Source organism: Streptomyces sp. NPDC018031 (genome assembly GCF_044327625.1).
Lineage (GTDB): Bacteria > Actinomycetota > Actinomycetes > Streptomycetales > Streptomycetaceae > Streptomyces.
Window position 1 is genome coordinate 256,628 of the sequence record NZ_JBIRFT010000002.1, and the last position, 23,045, is coordinate 279,672.

A 23,045-nucleotide genomic window follows, 5' to 3' on the forward strand; every position below is an offset into this window, starting at 1 on the left:
GTCCAGCGGTTTCCGGCGTGCCCGGGGGCACCGGGGGTCACGGGAATCACCGGGGGACGTCGCTACCACCGCCGGCTACCGCTGGTGCAGCCCCCGGCCGGCCAGGGTCAGAAACGCCTCGCCGACCGCCTCGGAGAGGGTCGGGTGCGGGTGGATGTGCTGCGCCACGTCGCTGGGTTCGGCGTCCCAGCCGACGACCAACTGGCTCTCGGCGATCATCTCCGACACGTGCGGCCCGACCAGGTGGACGCCGAGCACCGGCCCATCCTGTTCGGCCACCACCTTCACCATGCCGCCCTGTCCGTGCACCATGCCCTTGGCCACCGCGGTCAGCGGCATGGTGTTCACCACGACCTTCCGGCCGCTGTCCCGGGCCGCGGCCTCGGACAGCCCCACCGCGGCGGTCTGCGGGCTGGAGTAGGTCACGCGCGGCACGGCGGCGTAGTCCACCGGCCGCGGGGAGTGGCCCGCCAGCACCTCGGCCACCAGCATCCCCTCGGCGAACGAGGCGTGCGCCAGCCCGGGGGACGGCGGCGGCAGCAGGTCGCCCACCACGTGGATGCCCGGTACGGCGGTCTCCAGACGGGTCCAGTCCGCCGGTGCCACGAAGCCGCGCGGGTCGGTGGCCAGACCGGCCGCCGCCAGGCCCAGGCCGTCGGTGACCGGGGCGCGGCCGACCGCGACCAGCAGCCGCTCGGCCCGCAGTTCCGGCGTCTCCCCGCGTGCGGTGCGCACGATGGCCCGTACGCCGTCCGCGGCGCGCCCGGCGCTCTCCAGCCGGGCCCCGGTCAGCACCTCGACGCCGCGCTTCTTCAGGCCGCGCGTCAGGTGCCGGCTGACGTCCGCGTCCTCCAGCGGCAGCAGCCGGTCCGCGGCCTCCACCAGGGTGACCCGGGCGCCCAGCGAGCGGTGCAGCGAGGCGTACTCCACGCCGATCGCGCCGCCGCCGAGCACCAGCACGGAGTCCGGCAGGCCGGGCGCGAACAGCGCGTCGTCACTGGTCACCACCTGCCGCCCGTCCGGCTCCAGGCCCGGCAGGACGCGCGGGCGGGAACCGGTGGCGAGCACGATGCCGCGCCGCGCGGTCCACTCCTGCCGGTCTACCCGGTCTACCCGGTCTACCCGGTCTTCCCGGCTTTCCGGGGCCGGGCCGCCCGCCGGCGCGGTGGCCGTCACCCGGACCGAGCGGGGGCCGGTCAGGGTGGCCGTACCGCGCAGCACCCGCACCCCGGCGTGCGCCAGATGGCCCTCCACCCCGCGGTGGTTGCGGGCCACGATGTCGTCCCGGGTGGCGGTCAGGGCCGGCCAGTCGACCGAGTCCACGGTCGCCTTGACGCCCCACCGCTCGCGGGCCTCGGTGATCCCGTCGACCAGTTCGGCCGCGTGCAGCATCGCCTTGCTCGGGATGCACCCCCGGTGCAGGCAGGTGCCGCCGACCAGGTCCCGCTCGGCGAGGACGACTTCCAGCCCCAGGGCGGCGGCGCGCAGGGCGGTGCTGTATCCCCCGGTGCCGCCGCCGATGACGATGACGTCTGTCTCATGCATGGATCCAGCGTCCGCCGTCCCGGCCGATGAGTCCAAGGCAATGTTTCTATGGTTCCCATGAGTTCTGTGCATGAGGAGGGGGCGGTGAAGCCACGGTGAGCCTGCGGCAGATGGAGTACCTCGTGACGGTGGTGGAGCAGGCGTCCTTCACCCGCGCGGCCGATGTGCTGAACGTGTCCCAGTCCGCGCTCTCGCACCAGATCAAGGCGCTGGAGCGGCAGGTGGGCGGGGCGCTGCTGGAGCGGCTGCCGCGCGGGGTGGGACTCACCCCGATGGGCCGGGCCTTCCTGCCGCACGCCGAACTCGCCGTGCGCAGCGCCGGGCAGGCCCGGCGCGCGGCCCGTGCGGCGGCCGGCGCCGAGGGCGGCGAACTGCACCTGGCGTCGGTGCACGCCATAGCGATCGGCGTGCTGCCGGAGGTGGGCGCCCGCTGGCGGCGCCGGCACCCCGGCGTCTCCCTGGTCGTGCACGAGTACGCCACCACCGACGAGCTGTGCGAGCGGATGGAGCGCGGGGTGGCCGACCTGGCGATCGGCCCCCGGCCGGCCGACTGGCGGGGGCCGGTGGTGCCGCTCGGTATGGAGGAGATCGTGCTGGTCATGCCGGCCGACGACCCGCTGGCGGGCCGGGACGTGGTCCGCCTGCCCGAACTGGCGGACCGCGAGTGGGTGCGTTGCGCGATGGAGCCGGTGGTGGAGGGGCGGCTGTGGCTGGACTGGGTGTGCGGCAAGGCGGGGTTCGCGCCGCGCACCGCGGTGTGGACCGAGCACAGTTCCACCGCCGTACGGCTGGCCGCCGCGGGCGCGGGCATCGTCGCCACCCCGGTGAACGTGGCGGCCGGGGTGGACTGCGCCAGGGTCCCGATCGACCCGCCCTGGCGGCGCGAGCTGACGGCGTTCTCCCGGGTCGAGCTGACCGGCGCCGCCGCCGCGTTCGTGGACCTGCTGAGGGCGGCCCAGCCGGCCCCGGCCCCGGCCCCGGCTTCCGGTAGGGGGCCGGGCGCGGGCTGACGCCGCGTCCGGCGCGGCGGTGCGCGGCGTCCCGCACCGCCGGGGCGCCGCCGGTCAGCCCGGTACCCCGCGCAGCGCGGCCTCGTACCGCTCCGCCGTGGGCGGCTCGTCCGTCAGCAGCGCCTGGAGCAGCATCCCGTCGACGACGCCTGCCAGGAGGCGGACCCGCGCCGGCGAACCGGTGTACCGACGGGCGATTTCCGCGAGCGCGGCCGGCCGGTCCCGGGTCGCGGCGCACAGTTCGGGGCGGCGGGCGGCCGGCAGGTACAGCTCGTACTCGGCGCGGAGCCGGGCGGGTGCCGCGACCACCTCGGCCATGAGCACGGCGAGCCGGCGCAGGCCCTCCGGGTCCCCGCCGCCGGCCGGCGCATCCGTTGCTCGCCGCCGACCGGGAGCCGGGGCACCCCGGCCGCGCGCCGCGCCGGGGTCCGGGGCGGCGCGCGGCGCGGTCCGGTCAGCCGCCGGCCACGCAGATGTCCAGGGCGCGCAGGCGATCCGGTTCCGCGATCACCTCGATCCCGGTGATCCGGTCCGCCACGACGGTGAAGGTGAGCACCAGCGCGAGCCGTCCGCGAGCCGCCATGGCCAGGCCCACCGCGCCGTCGATCAGGGCCGGGCCGGTGAACCGGGCCCGGCCCATGGCGGCCATCGCGCCCCGCGCCACCGGTTCCGCGCCCCGTACGACGACGGGCTCGGGGGTCGGCACGACCGCCGGGTCGGCTCGCAGGACCACGTCCGGGTGGAGCAGGGCGACCAGCGCGTCGAAGTCCCCGCCGCGGGTGGCCGCCAGGAAGGCTTCCACCACCCGGCGCACCGGAGTCCCGCCGGCCGAGGTCCGGGCGGGGGCCGGACCGGCGTCCGGCGCCGGGGCGTTGCCCCGGACCCGGCGGCGGGCGCGGCTCGCCAGCTGCCGGGCCGCGGCCGGGGACCGCTCGATCATCGGGCCGATCTCGTCGAACGGCATGGCGAACAGGTCGTGCAGCACGAAGGCGAGCCGCTCGGCCGGCGCCAGCGTGTCCAGCACCACCAGCAGGGCCACCCCGACCGAGTCGGCCAGCAGCGCCTCCTGCTCCGGGTCGCATCCGTCCTCCGCACCGGTGGGCGCGTCGGGCAGCCGCGCGTCGAGGGGCTCCTCACGACGCGTCCGGCGGGAGCGCAGCAGGTTCAGGCAGACGCGGGAGACCACCGTCGTCAGCCAGCCGCCGAGGTTCTCCACCCCGCCGGCGCCGGCCCGGCTGACCCGCAGCCACGCCTCCTGGAGCGCGTCGTCGGCCTCGCTCACCGAGCCGAGCATCCGGTAGGCCACCGCCCGCAGATGCGCCCGGTGCTCCTCGAAGCCCTCCGCCAGCCATGCCTGCTCGTCCACCGCGTCACATTCCTTCCGTCCGGGGTCACCACAGTTGACCCCGGGCACCGGGCCGATGTGACCGAGGGTCCCTCCGGGCGGAAATTCTCCGGGCCGGGCCGCGGGCGGCGTCCGCTGCGGCGCCGCCCGGAGCCCCGTCACCCCTCCGCGTCGTCGTCCCGGACCAGCAGCGCCACCGGCAGGTCCGCGAACAGCACCGGCAACCGGGCGCGCCCCGCGGCGGGCCGGCCGGTGAGCAGGTCCCGCCAGCGGCCCGGCGGCAGCGGCAGCGCCGTCCCGGCCCAGCCGCCCGCCTCCGCCAGCCGCAGCGACAGCCGGGTGACCGCGGTGACCACCGAGCCGGCACGGACGAAGGACACGCAGTGCGCCGCGGCCGGGCCCTCGGCCTCGACCGGGGTGTACGACCCGGCCGCCCCGAACCACTCCGGGTGCCGCCGCCGCAGCCGCAGCGCCGCGGTGGTGACCAGCAGCTTCTCGGCGGTCACGGATCCCGGCCGCGGGGCGCCCGGGGGGCCGTCCGCCGGCCCGCCGCCCGGGCCCGGGTCCCCGGACCCATCGCCCCCCGGCGGCTCCGGCACCGGCCGGAACCGCGGCGGGCGCCGGTTGTCCGGGTCGACCAGCGCCAGGTACGGCGCTTCGGTGCCCATGTACACGTCCGGCACACCCGGCATGGTGAGGTGCAGCAGGGCCGCGCCCAGCACATTGGCCCGCGCCGGGGCGGCCAGGACCCGCTCGAAGCCGGCGAAGGCCGGACCGGCCACCCCGTGCGCCCCGCACGGGCCCGCGGCGAGGAACGCCGCCACCGCGTCCTCGTACTCCGTGTCCGGCTCGGTCCAGGTGGTGCGCAGGCCCGCCTCCCGCACCGCCTTCAGGACGGCCGGGACCAGCCGCTCCGGGACCGTCTCCGCCGGCCCGAGCCCCAGCGCGGTCTGCCACGCCGTCCAGGCCAGCTGGGCGTCCGGCGCCTCCGCCCCGGCCGCCCGGACGGCCTCGGTGGCGGCGGTGAGCAGCCGGTGCCACCGCTGCGGAAGCTCCGTCAGCACCGCCAGCCGGGCCCGGACGTCCGCGCTGCGCTTGGTGTCGTGGGTGGTCAGCACGGTGCCGGTGAGCGGCCGGTCACGCCGCAGCGCGGCGCAGTAGGCGTGGAACTCCGCGGGCGTCACCGCCGGTCGTCCGGGGTCGCCGCCCACCTCGGCGGCCGACAGCAGCGGGGCGTAGCGGTAGAAGGCGGAGTCCTCCACGGACTTGGCCCGCAGCGCGGCGGCGGTCTGCGCGAACCGGGCGCAGAACTCGCGGTGGTCCGGGCCGTCGCCGAGCCGGCCGAGCACCGCGTCCCGCACCGTGTCGACCGCCCGGCCCTCCTCCCGCACCGCGAACGCGGTCCGCGCGCCGCGGGCCGCCGCGGCGAGCATCGCGGTGTCGCCCGCCGTGGCGGGGCGGCCCGCCGCCGTGTACGGGCGGTAGACCGGCAGCCGCACCAGCAGTTCCCGGATCGCGGTGCGCAGCGCCCACGGGGCGTGGTCCCGCAGCCGCGGCTCGGCGCCGCAGATCCGGGCCGCGCACCGCACCAGCCGGTCCACCTCGGCGGCCAGGTCCTCCGTGACGACCTGCCGGGCGGACCGGCGCACCGTGGCGGGCCACTCGCCGCCGAGGTCCGCGGCCGGGGCGGCGAAGTCGCGGTAGGCGCGGGTGAGCCCGGCCAGCCCGTCCGGGTCGAGGAACAGGCCGTCGACGCGGTGCAGCGCGTCGTAGCCGGTGGTGCCGGCCACCGGCCAGTCGCCGGGCAGCGGTTCGTCGCGGGCGAGGATCTTCTCCACCACGGTCCACCGGCCGCCGGTGGCGCGGTGCAGGTGGCGCAGGTAGCCGCGGGGGTCGGCCAGCCCGTCCGGATGGTCCACCCGCAGTCCGTCGATCACCCCGTCGCGGACCAGTTCCAGCAGTTTGGCGTGCGAGGCGGCGAAGACCTCCGGATCCTCCACCCGCACCGCGATGAGCCCGGAGATGGTGAAGAACCGCCGGTAGTTGAGCTCGGTCCGGGCCAGCCGCCACCACCCCAGCCGGTACCACTGGGCGTCCAGCAGCTCCGGCAGCGGCCGGTCCTCGCTGCCGGGGCGCAGCGGGAAGACGTGGTCGTGGTAGCGGAGGGTGCCGCGCGCCACGGTCAGGTGCTTGAGTTCGTCACCGACCGGGCCGCCGAGCACCGGCAGCAGCACCTTGCCGCCGTGCCGGCTCCAGTCGATGTCGAACCAGCGGGCGTACCGGGAGCCGGGGCCGTCCCGCAGCACCTCCCACAGCGGCCGGTTGAGCCGTTCGGGGGCGGGCACCGCCATGTGGTTGGGCACCACGTCGACGACCAGGCCGAGGCCGTGCGCGTGGGCGGTGGCGGCCAGCTCCCGCAGCCCCTCCTCGCCGCCCAGCTCGCCGCGGACCACCGCGTGGTCGACCACGTCGTAGCCGTGGGTGGAGCCGGGCACGGCCTCCAGCACGGGGGAGAGATGCAGGTGGGAGACGCCGAGTGCGGCGAGCCGGGGGACGGCCGCCCGCGCGGCGGCGAACGGGAAGTCGGGCTGGAGCTGCAGCCGGTAGGTGGCCGTCGGCGGGTCCGGACGCCCGGCGGGGGGAGCGTCCGGGACGTCCGGGGCGGCGGCGTGCGGAGCCCGGTGCCGGTCCATGGCGGTGGGGTCGGTGCGATCGGGCGTCATACCGATGTACGTACCCACAACCGGTGGCCGTCAGGTTCGTCCCGTGACCGCATGCACCCGGATGCGGGCACCGGGCCGGCTCCGCCCGCCGGCCGCGCACCCTCATCCGTCGGCCGCTGTCGGCGGGTCCGGACGCCGGTTGCCCGCCCTCACCGGACGGGCCACCGTCCTCGGCACCGCCGCCAGGTGCCCACGGCCCACCGGACGGCCGCTTCCCTGGTGTCCTTCCCCGGCCGGCGGCACACCGCCGTGTACCGGCTGGGCCCGATGCCCGGTGCGGGCCGGGCCGGGCCGGGTCGGCGGGGTCAGGCCGGGCCAGGGCTGGCCGGGCCGGGCCAGGCCGGGCGGCGGCGCGCCGGCCGCGGCCTTCGCCACCGCGCCGGCTGCCTGCGTGCCCGCGCCGCCGGCCCGCAGCCCGGCGGCGGCCCGGGCGCCGCGCCGGCCACCCGGGTGCGACCGGCGCGCCCCCGGTGCCACCCCGCGGTGGGGCCGGCGGCCGGGTCAGGCGGGCCGCTGCAGCACCGTCAGGCTGCGGTCCGGCAGGGTCAGCCGGTCGCCGGCGCCGACCTTCTTCCCGCTGCCCGGCTCCACCCCGGTGGGCAGCGCCGTGTCGACGATGACCTGCCACTGCCGGCCGTGGTCGACCGGCACCGTGAAGTCCAGCGGCTCGTGGTGCGCGTTGAACAGCAGCAGGAAGGAGTCGTCGGTGATCCGCTCCCCGCGCGGTCCGGGCTCGGAGATGGCGCTGCCGTTGAGGAAGACGGTCAGCGACTTGGCGTGCGCCGCCTGCCAGTCCCGCTGCCGCATCTCCTCACCCTCCGGGGTGAACCACGCGATGTCGGACAGCTCGTCGTGGGTGCCCTCCACCGGGCGGCCGTGGAAGAAGCGGCGGCGCCGGAAGACCGGGTGGTCGCGGCGGAGCCAGATCAGCGAGCGGGTGAAGCGCAGCAGCTCCATCGCCGGGGCGTCCGCCTCGTCGGTGGGGTCCGGCCAGTGCACCCAGGACAGTTCGCTGTCCTGGCAGTAGGCGTTGTTGTTGCCGCCCTGGGTGCGGGCGAACTCGTCGCCGTGGCTGAGCATGGGCACGCCCTGCGACAGCATCAGGGTGGCGATGAAGTTCCGCATCTGCCGCTCGCGCAGCGCCAGCACGGCGGGGTCGTCCGTCTCGCCCTCCGCCCCGCAGTTCCAGGACCGGTTGTAGCTCTCCCCGTCGTGGTTGTCCTCGCCGTTCGCCTCGTTGTGCTTCTTGTCGTAGCTGACCAGGTCGCGCAGGGTGAAGCCGTCGTGGCAGGTGACGAAGTTGACCGAGGCCAGCGGGCGCCGCCCGTCGCCCTGGTACAGGTCGGAGGAGCCGGTCAGCCGGGAGGCGAACTCCGCCAGCGTCCGGGGCTCACCGCGCCACAGATCCCGCACGGTGTCCCGGAACTTGCCGTTCCACTCGGTCCACAGCGGCGGGAAGTTGCCCACCTGGTAGCCGCCCTCGCCGACGTCCCAGGGCTCCGCGATCAGCTTCACCTGGCTGACCACCGGGTCCTGCTGCACCAGGTCGAAGAACGACGACAGCCGGTCCACCTCGTGGAACTGGCGCGCCAGGGTGGCCGCCAGATCGAAGCGGAAGCCGTCCACCCGCATCTCCGTGGCCCAGTACCGCAGCGAGTCCATGATCAGCTGGAGTACGTGCGGGCTCCGCATCAGCAGCGAGTTCCCGGTGCCGGTGGTGTCCATGTAGTACCGGGGATCCTCGGTGAGCCGGTAGTACGAGGAGTTGTCCAGGCCCCGGAAGGAGAGCGTCGGCCCCAGGTGGTTCCCCTCCGCGGTGTGGTTGTAGACCACGTCCAGGATGACCTCGATGCCCGCCTGGTGCAGCGCCCGGACCGCGGACTTGAACTCCAGCACCTGCTGGCCCCGGTCGCCCCAGGAGGCGTAGGCGTTGTGCGGGGCGAAGAAGCCGATGGTGTTGTAACCCCAGTAGTTGGCCAGGCCCGCGTCGACCAGCCGGTGGTCGTGCACGAACTGGTGGACCGGCATCAGCTCCAGGGTGGTGACGCCCAGCTCCGTCAGGTGTTCGATGATCGCGGGGTGGGCGAGCGCGGCATAGGTGCCGCGCAGCTCCTCCGGCAGCCGGGGGTGCAGCATCGTCAGGCCCTTGACGTGGGCCTCGTAGATGACCGTGCGGTGGTAGTCGGTCCGCGGCGGGCGGTCGTCGCCCCAGTCGAAATACGGGTTCACCACGACGGACGCCATCGTGTGCGGGGCGGAGTCGAGGTCGTTCCGCCGGTCCGGCCGCTCGAAGTGGTAGCCGTACACCTCCTCACCCCAGGCGATCCGCCCGCTGACGGCTTTGGCGTAGGGGTCCAGGAGGAGCTTCGCGGAGTTGCACCGGTGCCCGTTCTCCGGCTCGTACGGGCCGTGCACCCGGAAGCCGTACCGCTGACCGGGCATGATGCCCGGCAGGTAGGCGTGGCGTACGAAGGCGTCGTTCTCGCGCAGCTCCACCGCCGTCTCGGACCCGTCGTCGTGCAGCAGGCACAACTCGATCCGCTCGGCGGCCTCGGAGAACACCGCGAAGTTGGTTCCGGCGCCGTCGTACGTGGCGCCGAGGGGATAAGCCTGTCCCGGCCAGACCTGCATGCGTCGACTCTTCCACTTCTTCTCCGTGCGCCGCGAGGACGCGTAGGGGCCCTCGGGCCCGGGCGAACGGGCATCGTCACCCAACTGGTGCCCGGTAGGGCCGCTTTCACCGGATCTTCCTCAGAAGGGAGGCAACCTACGACCACATGGGTTCGTCCTACCGGGTGACCCCGTACGCCGGATGTCACGAACCTCCCGGTGTGCGGTCTGATTTCGTGCACGGGGGGATTGGGGGTAAGTGTGCGCATAGTGAACCGCCGTCACCTGGGGAAAGCCGTGGCCGGTGCCGCCGTGGCGGCGACGGCCACCGCGGTGATGGTCGCCGTGACGCTGCCGGGGGGCGCGTCGGGGGACACCGGGACCGAACGGACCGCGGCCCGGGGGAGCGCAGCCGAGCAGGACGACCGGACCGGACGCCCCGCCGTGGTGGAGTCCGCGCCGCGGGAGGGCGCCGAGGGCGCCGGGCGGGACCCGCTGACCGAGGACGAGCTGGAGCGGGCCGAGCGGATCGCCCTCACCCGCACCTTCCGCGACAGCGGGGAGGACGTCCACGGCAAGCCCGGGCCGCAGGAGCTCGCCGCCGACCTCGCGGAGCTGTCTCCCGAGGAGGCCACCGCGGCCGACCCGCCCCGGCGCGCCGAGGTGCGGTACTACGACTACGAGGACGACACCTACATCACCAGGACCGTCGACCTGGACTCCGGGAAGGTCGAGCGGACCGACACCCAGCGCGGCGTGCAGCCGCCGCCCAGCGGGGACGAGGTGCGCGAGGCCGCCCGGCTGGTGATCGCCGACCCGCTGGGCGAGGGCCTGCGGAAGGACTTCCTGGACGCCACCGGAAGGAAGCTGACCGGGCCCGAACAGCTGACCGTCACCGGTTTCGTCTACCGCGTGGACGAGGAGAACCCCGGCCCCGAGCGGCTCGCCGAGTGCGGTGAGCACCGCTGCGTGCGGCTCTTCACCCGGGTCGTCAACGGCCCCTGGATCGACACCCGGCAACTGGTGATCGATCTCAGTGACCGGTCGGTCGCCCGGCTCGGCTGACGCCTCCCCGTCACCCTTCACTTCGCACACCCGTACGCATCCGGATGCGTCCGGGGTGCGCCACGTTCCGTACAGGAGCCCCACGATGCGTGTCATGCGAGACCACCAGCCGCCCCGACCCGCCCGGCGGCGCGCCGCGGCCGCCGTCGGTGCCGCGGTGCTGCTGGGCACGGCGGCCGTCGCCGCCGGCCCCGCCCAGGCCACCTCCCGGACCCAGACCCCCGCCCAGACCCTCGCCCGCAAGGCCCCGGCGCCCGCCCCGGCCTGCGGCAGCGCCTACCGGATCGAACAGAAGCTGGAAGGCGGCACCGTCTGGCGGATGTGCTGGCACTACGAGTCCAACGCCGGACTGGTGCTGGACGACATCTCCTACCAGCCCAAGGGCGAGCGCAACCCGATCAAGGTGCTGACCACCGCCAAGCTCGCCCAGATCCACGTCCCCTACGACGACGGGAACGTGGAGTACGACGACCTGACCGGGCAGGGCTTCGCCCAGGGACTCCAGCAGCTGGACCCGGCCGAGTGCCCCGGCGGCACCATCAAGACCGTCAAGGTCCCCGGCGCCTGGGACCCCGACCACCCCAACGTCAAGGGCCTGTGCACCACCACCCGGGCCCGCGGCCACGCCTACCGGATGGCCGGCGAACGCCCCGGCAAGGTCTTCCAGTCCCAGGGCAAGGACCTGCTGATCTACACGGTCAACCAGGTCGGCTGGTACGAGTACATCACCGAGTGGCGATTCTCCGGCGACGGCACCATGACCATGCAGGTCGGCGCCACCGGCACCCTCTCCCCGATGGACTACGACGCGGGCGACGGCCGCGGCTGGCCCATCGGCAAGGGCGCCAAGGACTACGCCACCAGCCACAGCCACAACGTCTTCTGGCGGCTCAACTTCGGCCTCGACGGCTCCCCCGAGAGCCGCATCGAGCAGTACGACTCCAAGACCACCCAGGCGTCCGGCCAGCTGCCCAAGACCAAGACCACCCGCACCAAGGTCACCAAGGAGCTCGCCGGGGACGCGGTGGGCGCCCGCTGGTGGCGGGTGGTGTCCAACAAGGGCAAGAACAAGGACGGCCACCCCCGCTCGTACGAGATCGTGCCCGGCCACACCACCAAGTTCCAGGGCCGCGCCTACACCAAGCACGACGTGTACTTCACCGAGTACAAGAAGTGCGAGCAGTTCGCCAGCCACAACATCCGCAACTGCGGCCCGAACGGCGGCAAGAGCGTCGACAAGTGGGTCAACGGACAGACCCTCAAGCACCCCGTGGTCTGGGTCAACATCGGGTTCCACCACATCGCCCGGGACGAGGACCAGGAACCGATGCCGGTGCACTGGCAGGGATTCCAGCTCGCGCCGCGGGACGTCACCGCTATGAATCCGCTCACGCCCGCCGAACTGTCCTCACACAACGGCCATACCGAAGAGGAGCGTTGACCCGACAGCTCGATCGATCGTGATGCACCGCCTCCGCCCGCGCAGTAGTCTGCGGTGATCGTTGGACGGGGGCGGAAGGCGGTGCAAGGTGAGTTCGGGCGGGTTGGAGCTGCCCCCTGGTGACCCGGGTCCCGGGGGTGACGGCGCCACCGACACGCCACCCGGCGCCGTGTCCCTGGCGCGGCCGGTGGAAATCGGCGCGGAGCTGGACTGGGACGCGGAGGCCTGGACCGAGGTGCACACCCGGGCCCGCCGGGCCGGACGCGCCTACATCTGGCTGAACCTCGTGGAGCAGCGGCTGCGCGCCGTCGTCGCCGCCGTGCTCCGGCCCGTCTACGAGCCGGTGCACGGCGACGACTGGGTGGTCGCGGCCGCCGGCCCGGCCGGCCAGGAGTGGGTGCAACGGGCCGTCGCGGTACGGGAGGTGAGCCGGCGCAAGGGATATCTGCTCGACCCCGCCGACGACAACGTCCTCAGCTTCCTCACCCTGCCCCAGCTGCGCGAACTCGTGGTGCAGCACTGGCCCTGCTTCGAGCCGTACCTGGACGACCGCCGCGACCTGGAACTGGCCCTGGACGAGCTGGAGGTGACCCGCAACGTCGTCTCCCGCAACCGCGCGCTGTCCCAGGCCGTCCTCGCCCAGGCCGAGCGGGCCTCCGCCCGGCTGCTGGCCATCCTCGGCGGCGGCTCGGCCGGACCGTCCACCGACCGGCTCCCGATAGACGCCGTCGAGGACCTGGTCGGCGACCGGTACGCCGATGTGGTGGGGGTCCACTCCGACCGGGTGCGGCTCCAGCGCCAGCTGCCCGTCGAAGACCTGTTCGGCAACGCCCGCCGGCTGGACGCGGTGGGCATCGGACTCAACCTCCTCGTCCAGAACTACTCCGGCCGCCGGCTGGTCCGGCTCGCCGAGTCCGGCTGCCGGGCCCGGCTGCTCTTCCTCAACCCGGCCAGCAGCGCGGTACGCCGCCGGGAGCGCGAACTGGGGCTGAAGAAAGGCGAGATGAGCCGTTCCGTGGAGATGAACATCCTCCACATGCGCCGGGTGCGGTCCCGGCTCCGGGACCCCGGCGCCTTCGAGATCCACGTCTTCGACGAGACCCCGCGCTTCACGGCCTACCTGGTCAACGGCGACGGCAACGACGGCCTCGCGGTCGTCCAGACGTACCTGAGGAAGGCCCGCGGCATCGAGGCCCCGGTGCTGGTGCTGCGCGGCGGCGGCCGGGGGAGGGACGTGGTCCGCGCCGACCACGACGACGACGGCGGCCTGTTCGGCATCTACCGCGAGGAGTTCGAGAGCGTCTGGGCGGACTCCCGGCCGGTGTCGTGAGCCCCTCCTCGCTCCGTCGAGCCGGCCCGGCCGCGGCGCGTACGGCGCGCGGGCCGGCCGGTTCGGCGAGCCGGTACCGCCCGGCCCGGCCGCGCCGGCCGTTCGCGACCGGGCCGGACGCGGCTGATCAACCGCCGGCCGCCGAGCCCGCCTTCCGCGGCTCCGGGGCCGCCGTCCGGGAGGCCCGGGCCACCAGGAGGAGGAACAGCCCGCAGCCGGTCACCACCAGCCACCCGGGGCGGGACGCGGCGGCCAGGCCGGCCGGGCCGACGCCCGCGACCAGGCCCCCCGCGACGGCGATGCCGATCGCCGAACCGACCTGGCGCGCGGTGGAGGTGATCGCCCCGGCCACCCCGGCCCGGGACGGCGGCAGACCGCTGACCGCGGTGTCGGTGATCGGTGCGTTGGCGAAGCCGAATCCGATACCGAGGAGCAGATGGGCGGCCGACAGCGGCGGGACGCCGGGGTCCCCGCCCAGGCCCACCATCAACAGACCGCCCGCGGTGGTGAACCCGCCCGCGAGGAGGAGCGGAGGGCGGGGCCCCAGGCGCCCCACCAGGCTGCCGGACCACGGCGCGCACAGGGTGGCCCCGAGCGCCATCGGCAGGGTGGCCGCCCCCGCCTGGAGCGGCGTCCAGTCGCGCGCGTGCTGGAGGTGGAACGTGGTGAGCAGCAGACTCACGTTCAGCGCGGCGAACACCGCGACGGCGCCCAGCACCGCCGTGCCGAAGACCGGGCGCCGGAAGAGCGCGAGGTCCGTCAGGGGCTCCTCGCGGCGCAGTTCGGCCCGGACGAACCCGGCCGTCGCGGCCGCGATCACCAGGTAGCCGGCGATGGCCCAGGGGGAGGCCCAACCGACGCGGGGGCCTTCGATGAGGACACCGACCGAGACGCACAGGACCACCGTGAGGAGTGCCTGGCCGGGCAGATCGAGCCGCCGGGCGCGCGGCCCGCGGGACTCCGGCACGAACACCGCGACCAGCACCAGGGCGGCGGCGATGACCGGTACGTTGATCCAGAACACCGAACGCCAGCCGAAGGCCGCGATGAGCGCCCCGCCGGTGACCGGGCCCGCCGCCATGCTGAGGCCGAACACCGCAGCCCACACGCCGATGGCCCGGGCCCGCTCCCGTGGGTCGGGCATCGCGTTCACCACGATGGCCAGGGCCACCGGACTCAGCATCGAGGCCCCGACGCCCTGCGCCGCGCGCGCCGCGACGAGGACCCCGACCGACGGGGCGAGCGCGCAGGCGAGCGACGCCACGCCGAAGACGACCAGTCCGCACCGGAAGACCCGGCGTCTGCCGAAGCGGTCGGCGAGGGCGCCGGAGGCGATGAGCAGGCTGGCCAGCACCACCGTGTAGGCGTCCACCACCCACTCCAGGCCGCGGGTGCCCACGCCCAGGCCGCTGCCGATCACCGGCAGGCCCACGTTGACGATGGTGGTGTCCAGGCCGATGAGGAACATGCTCAGCGCGCAGACGGCCAGGACCGTCCAGCGGCGGCGCGCGCTCAGCGCGGGCGGGGCGGTCGTCTCGGTCGTGGTCATGGGCCCACCTCCGTCGGGGATCGTCTGCCGCCCATGCTCGGAACAGCCGAGGGCGCCGGCCCAGGTGTTTTGCGGAAACCGCAAAATGGTCCGCATGGAGCCCATGGACACCGGACTCGCGGAACTGCTCGACGGCATCGGGCCACGGCTGCGAACGCTGCGGCGCGACCGGGGACTCACCCTGGAGTCGCTCGCGGAGGACACCGGGATCTCGGTGAGCACCCTGTCGCGGCTGGAGTCGGGCAAGCGGCGCCCGACGCTCGACCTGCTCATCCCGCTGGCGCGTGCGCACCGCGTCGCGCTGGACCAGCTGGTGGCGGCCCCTGCCACCGGCGACCCGCGCGTCCACCTGAAACCCCACCGCAGGGAGCGGGGCAGCGTGCTGGTGCCGCTGACGCAGTACCCGGGGCGGGTCCAGGTCTTCAAGCAGGTGCTCGCGCACCGCGAACCCCGACTCGTGACCCACGCCGGCTACGAGTGGCTCTATGTGCTCGCCGGCCGGCTCCGGCTCATCCTCGGGGAACGCGAGTTCACCATCCGGCCGGGCGAGGTCGCCGAGTTCGACACCACCGAACCGCACTGGTTCGGCCCCGCGGGCACCGAAGCCGTGGAGATCCTGCACCTGTTCGGCCCCCGCGGCGATCAGGCCGTGGTCCGCACCGGCCCGTCGGCGCCGTCCTGACCTGCTCCGGTCCGGCCGCGGCGGGCACCGGGGGCGTCCCCGGCGGGAGGCCGCGGCGGGCACCGGCCGCCGGGTGCCCGCGCTCCGCCCGGCCGGTGATCACGCCCCGCGCCGGGCAGCGGCGGGCCCCAGCAGGCGGTGCAGGCCCGGCTCGATGTCCCGCTCGCCGATCGAGCCGTAGCCGAAGACCAGACCCGGGCGGGCGGCCCGGCTCCTCGCCACCTCCGCCAGGCTGTACACCGCCACCCCCGACGCCCGGGCCCGGCCGGTCAGCTCCGCCAGCGCCCCGGGGTCGGCGAGGCCGTCCCGGGTGTACCCGGTCAGGTGCAGCCCCGCGGAGGAGGGCACCATCCGCACCAGGCCGGCGAAGCGGCCGCCGAGCGCGCGGGTGAGGGTCTCGTGGCGGGCCGCGTAGACGTGCCGCATCCGGCGGATGTGCCGGGCGAGCAGGCCGTCGTCGACGAAGCGGGCGAGGGCCGCCTGGGTCGGGACCGGCGTGTGCCAGTCGGTGGTGTACTTCGCGGTCCGGAGCGCGGACCGCAGCGCGGCGGGCGCGACCAGGAAGCCGACGCGCAGCGAGGGCAGCATCACCTTGGAGAACGACCCGACGTAGACGACGTGTCCGGCCCGGTCCAGGCTGTGCAGCGTCTCCACCGGCCGCCCGCCGAACCGGAACTCGCTGTCGTAGTCGTCCTCGATCACCGCCGCCCCGTGCCGGCGCGCCCACCGCAGCAGCGCCGTCTTGCGCCGCAGGGACATCGGCATGCCGAGCGGGAACTGATGGGCGGGGGTGACGTAGACCGCGCGGGCGTCCGGCGGCAGGGCGTCGACCACCAGCCCCTCCTCGTCCACCGGCACGCCGGTGACCTCGGCGCCCTGGGACCGGAACGCCAGCCGGGCCGGCGGGTAGCCGGGCTCCTCGACGGCCACCCGGTCGCCCGGTTCGAGCAGCACCCGCCCGACGAGGTCCAGGGCCTGCTGGGTACCGGTGGTCACCAGGACGTCCTGCGGGCGGGCCCGGACGGCACGGGAGACCCCGAGGTGCCGGGCGAGCGCGGCGCGCAGCCCGGCGTGGCCGGCCGGATCGCCGTATCCGCCGGTGCCGGCCGCCGAAGGCCGCAGTTCCCGGGCGACCAGCGGGCGCCAGGCGTCGTACGGGAAGAGCCGGGCATCCGGCAGCCCGGCCCGGAAGTCGTGGGCCGTCGCGGTCGGCCCGAAGGCGTCCGGCCCCGCCCACGGCGACAGCCGGGCCCACAGGGCGCGCGGCCGCAGCCCGGATTCCTCGGGGTGGGCCGGGGGCGCGGCCTCACCGGCGGGCACCCCGGTCGACCGCACGAACGTGCCGGACCCGACCCGGCTCTCCACGTAGCCCTCGGCGGCGAGCCGTTCGTAGGCCACTCCCACGGTGTTGCGGGCCACCTGGAGGCGGACCGCCAGCTCCCGGGCCGGCGGCAGCCGTTCGCCGGGGCGCAGCAGCCCGTCGTGGATCGCGGTACGCAACCGGCGGTAGATCTGGCCGGACAGGTCACGGCGCCCGTCGAGGGTGAGGTGCAGATCCATCGTGACCTTCGGCTTTCAGGGCGACCATTGGCTCAATCAACTGACCGGACATTGGTTCTGGAACCGGGCCTTTCCAAGATCCTACGCTCCGGTCATGGACATACGACTGCTCGATCGCCGAGCGCTGACGCTCACCGGGGAGGTGGTCGCCCGGGTGCGGCCCGGCCATCTGCGGTCGGCCACGCCGTGCCCGGACTGGACCGTGTACGGCCTGCTCCGCCACCTGGTCTGCCAGAACGAGGGGTTCGCCGCCTCGGCCCGCGGCGAGGGCGCGGACGCGGCCGTGTGGCGCGCGGGTGACCTCGGTGACGATCCGGCCCGCGCCTACCGGGCGTCGGCGGACGAGGTGACCCGGGCCTTCGCGGCGGACGACGCACCGGAGCGGTCGTTCGCGCTGCCGGAGGTGCGCGAGGGCTTCGAGGTCCCCGGCCGGATCGCCATCGGCTTCCACCTGGTCGACTACGTGGTGCACGCCTGGGACATCGCGGTGGCGATCGGTGTCCCCTGGGAGCCCGCGCCGGAACTGGTCACCGCCGCGCTGCGGGTGGCCGGCCGGGTCCCCGACGAGGGCCGCGGGCCCGGTGCGGCCTTCCGCGGGCGCCTGGCGCATCCGGCGGACGCGTCCGCGGAACACCGGCTGCTGGCCCTGCTCGGCCGCGACCCCGCCTGGACGCCGGGCCCGTGCTGAGAACCCGCTGGTTCCCCGGCCCGGCCGGAGGCGCGAACGGGACCGACGGCGCCGGCGGGCACGGCGGTTGGGACGGGCCGGTGGTCGTCAGCGTCACCGAGTTCACCAGCGACGGCTACCGGCGGCTGCCCGGCATCGCCCGGCGCGGCCTCGCGCTCCGGCGCCACTGGCCGCACCTCGACGGCGCGCTCGGGATGTGGCTGTGGGCCGCGCCGCCGGCCCGGCGCTGCGGATCGGTCTCGGTGTGGACCGGGCAGCGGGCCCTGGCGCGGTTCGTACGCCTGCCGGAGCACGTCGAGATCATGGACGCCTACCGGGGGCTTGGCACCATGCGGTCGGTGACGTGGGAGTACGGGCGGTTCGACATGGCACGGACCCGACGAGACGCGGAGGCGTGGCTGATGCCGGGCGGTCGCCGCCGGTCGGTGCCCGGCGGGGAGTCCGGCCGGCACCCGTGAGAGGTCGTTGGCGGGCGCGGCGCCCGGCGGCGACCGGGGACCGGGGGCGCGCGGCGAGGCGCGCACCGTGACGGGCGTGCCGGTCACCGTCGGCGCGCGGCCCGTCCCGCCGGTGTACTCCAGGACGTTCGGGGTGGGTGCACCGACCCGGCCGGCACGGTGCCCCGGGCCTCCGCCGCGCGGCCCGTACCGTCCCCGCGGGGCGCCGACGGTACGACGGACGGCGGTCGCGACGGCGGACCCGGCCGGCAGCGCCAAGTGGCGGTGGGTGTAGCGGGGTTGGCCACGGCGGGTGACGTGCGTGCCGTATCCGGAGGTGAGGCCCGGCCCGGCGGGCCTCGACGCCGTCGGCCCGGACCACCCCGACGGTGCTCCGTACCCGGAGGAGGACGGGCCCGTACCGGCCGGCCCGCGACCGGCCGCGAGCGCCGGCGTCGACCGGGGCGGGCGGCACGCCGGGCGACGGCGTGTGAAAGGGTCTGCGGTATGACTGTCCCTCCGCAGCCGCCCCAGCCCGGGCCCGACGGGTACCCCGGACACCCGCAGCAGCCGAACCCGTACGCGCAGCCCGGCCAGCCCCAGCCGAACCCGTACGCCCAGCAGCCCGGCCCGTACGCGCAACAGCCCGGCCCGTACGCCCAGCCGAACCCCTACGGCCAGCCGCAGGGCTACCCTCCGCCCCCGCCGCCACCCGGCAACGGCAACGGCAACCGCAAGACCCTCGCCATAGCCATCGGCGGCCTGGTGGTCGTCGGTGCCGTGCTGGCCGGGGTGCTCGTCGCCGTGAACGGCGGCGACGACAAGGACGACAAGGCGGACGACAAGCCCACGCCCACCGCCACCTCCACCGCCACCCCGAGCACCGAGCAGAGCCGGAGCGAGTCCCCCTCGCCCGAGCCGTCCGGTGGCGCGGGCACGTACAAGCTGATCCTGCCCAAGACGCTGGAGGGCGGCACGTACACCATGGGGCAGGACCTGACGGACACCCTCGCCGCCCAGGTGCCCAGCGACGGCTACAACATGCACGACGTCAAGGGTGTGGGCGCCCAGTACACGGCCTCGGGCGGCACCAAGCAGCTCGTCTACACCGGGTACACCGGTGGCATCGACGACCCCGACCAGGCCGAGGACGACTTCATGGACGGGACCCAGGAGGCGGAGGGGACCGACGTCGGGGTGGAGAAGCGGGAGATCACCCCGGCCGTCTCCGACGAGCCGATGACCTGTTCGGTGGTGGTGAAGAACGAGGCCGGGCAGAAGTTCCCGGTGCCCACCTGCGTGTGGGCCGACTCGACCACGCTGGGCGCGGTCCTGTCGGTCGATGCCGCGATGGCGGGCAAGACCGCGGAGGCGGTGGACCTCGAGGCGTTCGCCAAGCGCGTCTCGACCATCCGGGACGAGGTCAGGGTCCCCGCGTGACCCCCGTCGGCGGGGCCCGTTGTCAGTGGCCCGTGCGAGGCTGAAGCGCAACCGGGGGAAATCAGGTGAAGGAGGGCCGCTATGGGGTGGCACCGGGAGTTGCTGGTCGGCTTCGATCTGGAGACCACGGGTACCGACCCGGGGACGGCGCGGATCGTGACGGCGGCGGTCGTCGAGGTGAAGGCGGGGGAGCCGGTCGGGCGGCGGGAGTGGCTGGCCGACCCGGGAGTCCCCATTCCGGAGGACGCCGTCGCCGTGCACGGGATCAGCAACGAGCGGGCCTCGGCGCTGGGGCGGCCGGCCCGTGAGGTGGCCGACGAGGTGGCGGACACCCTGGCCGGGTACTGGCGTGCCGGGACCCCGGTGGTCGCCTACAACGCGGCCTTCGACCTGAGCCTGCTCGCCGCCGAACTGAAGCGGTACGGGCTGCGTCCGCTGAGCGAGCGGCTCGGCGGGGCGGAGACCGGCCCGGTGGTCGACCCGCTGACGATAGACCGGGCCGTGGACCGCTACCGCCGCGGCAAGCGGACCCTGGAGGCGGTCTGCGAGGTGTACGGAGTGGTCCTGACCGGGGCGCACGACGCGGGCGCGGACGCGCTGGCGGCGGCCCGGCTGGCCTGCGCGGTCGCCGAGACCCACGCCAGGGTGGCCCGGCTGGAGCCGTGGGACCTGCACCGCGAGCAGGTCGGCTGGTACGCGGAGTGGGCCGCCGACTTCCAGCGCTGGCTGCGCGGCAAGGGCACCCCGGACGCGGTGGTGGACGGCAGCTGGCCGCTGCGGGAAAGCCCGACGGTGGCGGGCGCGCGGGCCTGAACCCCGCCCTGGGCCGGTGCCGGTCGGCGCGCCTGGCGATGAGTTCTCCCCCGACGGCGAGTCTTACGGGAGAGAACCACCGTCGAAGGAGAGCACTGTGAGCGACGACGACCGCACCGACCGGCCGGCCGCCACCCCGGCCGGCACCGACCGGGTGGACCTGGCCCCCGCCGCCGAGCGGGTGGCCGCCGTACTGGCCGGCATCACCGACGACCAGCTGGCCGCCCGTACCCCGTGCGAGAAGTACACCGTCGGGGCGCTGCTGGACCACTTCATGGGGCTGACGACGGCCTTTCGGCACGCCGCCGGGAAGACCGCGCCGCCCGGGCCGAGGGAGCCGGGGGCGACCGGCCCCGGGCCGGTCTCGGCCGAGGCGCTGGACCCGGCATGGCGCGAGGAGCTGCCCCGGCGACTGGACGCCCTGGTGGCCGCCTGGCGCGAGCCGGGCGCCTTCGAGGGCGTCACCGAGGTGGGCGGGGTGACGCTGCCCGCTTCGGTGATCGCCGTCTTCGGACTGGACGAACTGGTCCTGCACGGCTGGGACCTGGCGCGGGCGACCGGGCAGCCGTACCAGCCCGACCCGGCGAGCGTGCGGGCGATCTTCCGGGTGCTCGCCGAGTCCGCGAGCGACGAGGGCACCGAAGGACTGTTCGGCCCGAAGGTGGACGTGCCACCGGACGCCCCGCTCTTCGACCGGGCACTGGGCCTCAGCGGCCGCGACCCGTCCTGGACGCCCTGACCGCGCGGCGGCGGCCGCCCGGTCTCAGCGGCCCCGGAGGGCGTTGAGCCGGGCGGCCTGGCGGGTCAGGTGGTCGCGCTCGGCGAGACTGGGCGCCCTGCGGGCCGCCTCGGCGTACAGCCGTGCCGCCGTCGCCAGGTCGCCGGCACGCTCGTGGAGGTACGCCGCCACCGCGGCGTGGCGGGGCATGGGGTGCCCCCTGCCGGAAGGGCTTGCGGAGGAGTCGTCCAGCGCCGCGAGCGCAGCCAGCCCGGCGCGCGGTCCGTCGGCTTCGCCGACGGCCACCGCGCGGTTGAGCCGGACGACCGGGCTGTCGGTCAGGCGCGCGAGCTCGTCGTACCACTCGACGATCTGCCCCCAGTCGGTCTCCTCGGCGGTGGGCGCGTCGGCGTGGAGTGCCGCGATGGCGGCCTGGGCCTGGAACTCGCCCAGCCGGTCGCGGGCGAGGGCCGCCTGCAGGATCTCGACGCCCTCGGCGATCGCCCCGGTGTCCCACCGGCCGCGGTCCTGTTCGGCGAGCGGGACCAGGCTGCCGTCGGGCGCGGTCCGGCTCGCGCGCCGGGCGTGGTGGAGCAGCATGAGCGCGAGCAGCCCGGACACCTCGGGGTGGTCGATCACGGCGGCGAGTTGCCGGGTGAGCCGGATCGCCTCGGTGGCGAGGTCGACGTCGCCGGAGTAGCCCTCGTTGAAGACGAGGTAGAGCACGCGCAGCACGGTGGCGACGTCGCCGGGCCGGTCGAACCTTCCCCGAGCTCTCGGCTCCGCTCGACCAGGGGATACCCCAACGCCGGCCACGGTGCGCTTGGCCCGGCTGATGCGCTGCGCCATGGTCGCCTCGGGTACCAGGTAGGCCTGGGCGATCTGGCGGGTGGTCAGCCCGCCGACGGCGCGCAGGGTGAGCGCGACCGCGGACGACGGGGTCAGGGACGGGTGGGCGCACAGGAAGTACAGCCGGAGCGTGTCGTCCACCGCGGACACCGGCCCCGGCGCCGGCTCCTCACCCGTGAGGTCCTCGCGCCGGCGGCGGGCGGCGTCCGCCCGGCTCGCGTCGAGGAACTTGCGCCAGGCCACGGTGGTCAGCCAGCCCTTGGGATCGCGAATGGCCTCCGCCCCGCCCGAGCCCTCCCCGCCCGGGCCCTCCCCGCCCGAGCCGGGCCGGGAGCCCGGGGAAGGGCCGGCGGGCCAGACGCGGAGCGCCTCGACCAGCGCCTCCTGAACGGCGTCCTCGGCCGCCGCGAAGTCGGCTCCGCGGCGGACGAGGATCGACAGCACGCTCGGCGTCAGGCTCCTCAGCAGGGTCTCGTCCATCGATGAGGTCACTCCGTGATGGTGGGCGGCGCGGTCAGGAACGGGCGCACCTCGAGCCACTCGTGGATCGGCCTGCCGCCCGCCCCGGGGGCGGCCGACAGCTCACCGGCGAGTTCGACGGCGCGCTCGTAGCTGTCGACGTCGATGATCATCCAGCCGGCGATGAGGTCCTTGGTCTCGGCGAACGGTCCGTCGGTGACCGGCGGCCGCCCCTCACCGTCGTAGCGGACCCATGCCCCCTCGGGGGCGAGCGCCTGCCCGTCGACGAACTCGCCGGTCTTCTCCAGCCGCGCCGCGAAGTCGTTCATGTACCCCACGTGCGCCGAGATCTCCTCCGGTGTCCACTGGTCCATGGGCACGTCGTTGACCGGAGCCGGAGCGCCGCGGTAGTGCTTGAGCAGCAAGTACTTGGCCATGGTGGGTCTCCTCGATGGTGGTGCGACCCATTGTGGTCGCGTTCACTGCGGGGACGGAGCCAGGCACGGGTTCTCGACATCATCGGCCGAAGTTTTTTCCGGGAGCGCCCCCGGTCCGCCGACGCGCAGGTCAGGAGGGGTGGGGCGCGACCAGAACGGACTCGCCGGAGCCCCGGCGCGCCCCCTCGACGGCGACAGCGACGCACGACGGCACGACCATCGCCGGAGCGGACGGCCGGAGGGCGGTGGGGGAGCCCACCGTCGTCCGCTCTGCCGCGGGCCCGCCGGGATTGGGCCGGAGTGGGCCCCGGGTCCGTGACAGCCCCTGCCCCGGCACGCCGCCC

General features: G+C 75.2%; 19 protein-coding genes. 10 read left to right on the forward strand and 9 right to left on the reverse strand.

All coding sequences use genetic code 11. The annotated features are described in order from the left end of the window. Nucleotides 1–75: 75 nt before the first annotated feature. Complete coding sequence (lpdA, locus tag ACH4B3_RS07435; RefSeq protein ID WP_398461796.1) at nucleotides 76–1,545, reverse strand: dihydrolipoyl dehydrogenase; 1,470 nt, start codon at nucleotides 1,543–1,545, stop codon at nucleotides 76–78. Nucleotides 1,546–1,655: 110 nt separating this feature from the next. Between lpdA and ACH4B3_RS07440 the strand changes: the two genes are divergently transcribed. Further along, nucleotides 1,656–2,555: a LysR family transcriptional regulator gene (locus tag ACH4B3_RS07440; RefSeq protein ID WP_398461797.1), complete on the forward strand. Its 900-nt coding sequence runs from the start codon at nucleotides 1,656–1,658 to the stop codon at nucleotides 2,553–2,555. A gap of 54 nt (nucleotides 2,556–2,609) precedes the next feature. Here the strand turns inward: ACH4B3_RS07440 and ACH4B3_RS07445 are convergent, their stop codons facing one another. From ACH4B3_RS07445 to glgX, 4 genes are all read right to left on the reverse strand, one after another. Beyond that, entirely contained in the window at nucleotides 2,610–2,879 is a 270-nt protein-coding gene (locus tag ACH4B3_RS07445) for a hypothetical protein (RefSeq protein ID WP_398461798.1), read from the reverse strand. A 130-nt stretch (nucleotides 2,880–3,009) separates the two neighbouring features. Next, nucleotides 3,010–3,921 carry a sigma-70 family RNA polymerase sigma factor gene (locus ACH4B3_RS07450; RefSeq protein WP_398461799.1) on the reverse strand — a complete coding sequence of 304 codons (912 nt, stop codon included), beginning with the start codon at nucleotides 3,919–3,921 and terminating at the stop codon, nucleotides 3,010–3,012. Between the two features lie 137 nt (nucleotides 3,922–4,058). Further along, complete coding sequence (treY, locus tag ACH4B3_RS07455) at nucleotides 4,059–6,623, reverse strand: malto-oligosyltrehalose synthase (RefSeq protein ID WP_398461800.1); 2,565 nt, start codon at nucleotides 6,621–6,623, stop codon at nucleotides 4,059–4,061. 501 nt (nucleotides 6,624–7,124) lie between these two features. Next, on the reverse strand, nucleotides 7,125–9,254 hold the full coding sequence (gene glgX / locus ACH4B3_RS07460; protein ID WP_398461801.1) for a glycogen debranching protein GlgX: 2,130 nt from the start codon (nucleotides 9,252–9,254) through the stop codon (nucleotides 7,125–7,127). Between the two features lie 240 nt (nucleotides 9,255–9,494). Here glgX and ACH4B3_RS07465 point away from each other — a divergent pair, with 240 nt between their 5' ends. The 3 genes from ACH4B3_RS07465 (at nucleotide 9,495) to ACH4B3_RS07475 (ending at nucleotide 13,069) form a co-directional block, all read left to right on the forward strand. After that, nucleotides 9,495–10,298, forward strand: coding sequence for a Tat pathway signal sequence domain protein (locus tag ACH4B3_RS07465; protein ID WP_398461802.1), 804 nt, complete (start codon nucleotides 9,495–9,497; stop codon nucleotides 10,296–10,298). A gap of 85 nt (nucleotides 10,299–10,383) precedes the next feature. Then, complete coding sequence (locus tag ACH4B3_RS07470; RefSeq protein WP_398461803.1) at nucleotides 10,384–11,739, forward strand: copper amine oxidase; 1,356 nt, start codon at nucleotides 10,384–10,386, stop codon at nucleotides 11,737–11,739. A gap of 88 nt (nucleotides 11,740–11,827) precedes the next feature. Next, the gene (locus tag ACH4B3_RS07475) at nucleotides 11,828–13,069 is read left to right on the forward strand and encodes an SAV2148 family HEPN domain-containing protein (protein WP_398461804.1); all 1,242 of its coding nucleotides are present in this window, start codon (nucleotides 11,828–11,830) and stop codon (nucleotides 13,067–13,069) included. A gap of 127 nt (nucleotides 13,070–13,196) precedes the next feature. On the opposite strand, the gene ACH4B3_RS07480 is transcribed toward ACH4B3_RS07475, so the two are convergent. Beyond that, the gene (locus ACH4B3_RS07480) at nucleotides 13,197–14,618 is read right to left on the reverse strand and encodes an MFS transporter (protein WP_398461805.1); all 1,422 of its coding nucleotides are present in this window, start codon (nucleotides 14,616–14,618) and stop codon (nucleotides 13,197–13,199) included. A gap of 103 nt (nucleotides 14,619–14,721) precedes the next feature. On the opposite strand from ACH4B3_RS07480, the gene ACH4B3_RS07485 reads away from it, so the two are divergent. After that, nucleotides 14,722–15,300: a helix-turn-helix domain-containing protein gene (locus ACH4B3_RS07485; protein WP_398462310.1), complete on the forward strand. Its 579-nt coding sequence runs from the start codon at nucleotides 14,722–14,724 to the stop codon at nucleotides 15,298–15,300. A gap of 99 nt (nucleotides 15,301–15,399) precedes the next feature. On the opposite strand, the gene ACH4B3_RS07490 is transcribed toward ACH4B3_RS07485, so the two are convergent. Then, on the reverse strand, nucleotides 15,400–16,860 hold the full coding sequence (locus ACH4B3_RS07490; RefSeq protein ID WP_398461806.1) for a PLP-dependent aminotransferase family protein: 1,461 nt from the start codon (nucleotides 16,858–16,860) through the stop codon (nucleotides 15,400–15,402). Between the two features lie 94 nt (nucleotides 16,861–16,954). On the opposite strand from ACH4B3_RS07490, the gene ACH4B3_RS07495 reads away from it, so the two are divergent. The 5 genes from ACH4B3_RS07495 (at nucleotide 16,955) to ACH4B3_RS07515 (ending at nucleotide 20,977) form a co-directional block, all read left to right on the forward strand. Then, on the forward strand, nucleotides 16,955–17,548 hold the full coding sequence (locus ACH4B3_RS07495; protein ID WP_398461807.1) for a TIGR03086 family metal-binding protein: 594 nt from the start codon (nucleotides 16,955–16,957) through the stop codon (nucleotides 17,546–17,548). After that, the gene (locus ACH4B3_RS07500) at nucleotides 17,542–18,006 is read left to right on the forward strand and encodes a hypothetical protein (protein ID WP_398461808.1); all 465 of its coding nucleotides are present in this window, start codon (nucleotides 17,542–17,544) and stop codon (nucleotides 18,004–18,006) included. Before ACH4B3_RS07495 ends, ACH4B3_RS07500 begins: the two co-directional genes overlap by 7 nt. 486 nt (nucleotides 18,007–18,492) lie before the next feature. Continuing rightward, a complete protein-coding gene (locus tag ACH4B3_RS07505) occupies nucleotides 18,493–19,425 on the forward strand; it encodes a hypothetical protein (RefSeq protein ID WP_398461809.1) in 933 nt (310 codons plus the stop codon). A gap of 81 nt (nucleotides 19,426–19,506) precedes the next feature. Then, nucleotides 19,507–20,238 carry a 3'-5' exonuclease gene (locus ACH4B3_RS07510; protein ID WP_398461810.1) on the forward strand — a complete coding sequence of 244 codons (732 nt, stop codon included), beginning with the start codon at nucleotides 19,507–19,509 and terminating at the stop codon, nucleotides 20,236–20,238. A gap of 97 nt (nucleotides 20,239–20,335) precedes the next feature. Continuing rightward, nucleotides 20,336–20,977 (forward strand): TIGR03086 family metal-binding protein, encoded by a 642-nt coding sequence (locus ACH4B3_RS07515; protein ID WP_398461811.1) that lies wholly within the window; start codon nucleotides 20,336–20,338, stop codon nucleotides 20,975–20,977. Between the two features lie 24 nt (nucleotides 20,978–21,001). On the opposite strand, the gene ACH4B3_RS07520 is transcribed toward ACH4B3_RS07515, so the two are convergent. Further along, complete coding sequence (locus ACH4B3_RS07520; protein WP_398462311.1) at nucleotides 21,002–22,285, reverse strand: RNA polymerase sigma factor; 1,284 nt, start codon at nucleotides 22,283–22,285, stop codon at nucleotides 21,002–21,004. A gap of 8 nt (nucleotides 22,286–22,293) precedes the next feature. Next, nucleotides 22,294–22,701, reverse strand: coding sequence for a YciI family protein (locus ACH4B3_RS07525; RefSeq protein ID WP_398461812.1), 408 nt, complete (start codon nucleotides 22,699–22,701; stop codon nucleotides 22,294–22,296). Nucleotides 22,702–23,045: the final 344 nt, after the last annotated feature.

Coding starts and splice junctions, on each gene's coding strand:
- lpdA (WP_398461796.1), bottom strand. CDS start 1,545: ATGCATGAGACAGACGTCATCGTCATCGGCGGCGGCACCGGGGGATAC.
- ACH4B3_RS07440 (WP_398461797.1), top strand. CDS start 1,656: ATGGAGTACCTCGTGACGGTGGTGGAGCAGGCGTCCTTCACCCGCGCG.
- treY (WP_398461800.1), bottom strand. CDS start 6,623: ATGACGCCCGATCGCACCGACCCCACCGCCATGGACCGGCACCGGGCT.
- glgX (WP_398461801.1), bottom strand. CDS start 9,254: ATGCAGGTCTGGCCGGGACAGGCTTATCCCCTCGGCGCCACGTACGAC.
- ACH4B3_RS07470 (WP_398461803.1), top strand. CDS start 10,384: ATGCGTGTCATGCGAGACCACCAGCCGCCCCGACCCGCCCGGCGGCGC.
- ACH4B3_RS07480 (WP_398461805.1), bottom strand. CDS start 14,618: ATGACCACGACCGAGACGACCGCCCCGCCCGCGCTGAGCGCGCGCCGC.
- ACH4B3_RS07485 (WP_398462310.1), top strand. CDS start 14,722: ATGGACACCGGACTCGCGGAACTGCTCGACGGCATCGGGCCACGGCTG.
- ACH4B3_RS07490 (WP_398461806.1), bottom strand. CDS start 16,860: ATGGATCTGCACCTCACCCTCGACGGGCGCCGTGACCTGTCCGGCCAG.
- ACH4B3_RS07495 (WP_398461807.1), top strand. CDS start 16,955: ATGGACATACGACTGCTCGATCGCCGAGCGCTGACGCTCACCGGGGAG.
- ACH4B3_RS07505 (WP_398461809.1), top strand. CDS start 18,493: ATGACTGTCCCTCCGCAGCCGCCCCAGCCCGGGCCCGACGGGTACCCC.
- ACH4B3_RS07510 (WP_398461810.1), top strand. CDS start 19,507: ATGGGGTGGCACCGGGAGTTGCTGGTCGGCTTCGATCTGGAGACCACG.
- ACH4B3_RS07520 (WP_398462311.1), bottom strand. CDS start 22,285: ATGGACGAGACCCTGCTGAGGAGCCTGACGCCGAGCGTGCTGTCGATC.
- ACH4B3_RS07525 (WP_398461812.1), bottom strand. CDS start 22,701: ATGGCCAAGTACTTGCTGCTCAAGCACTACCGCGGCGCTCCGGCTCCG.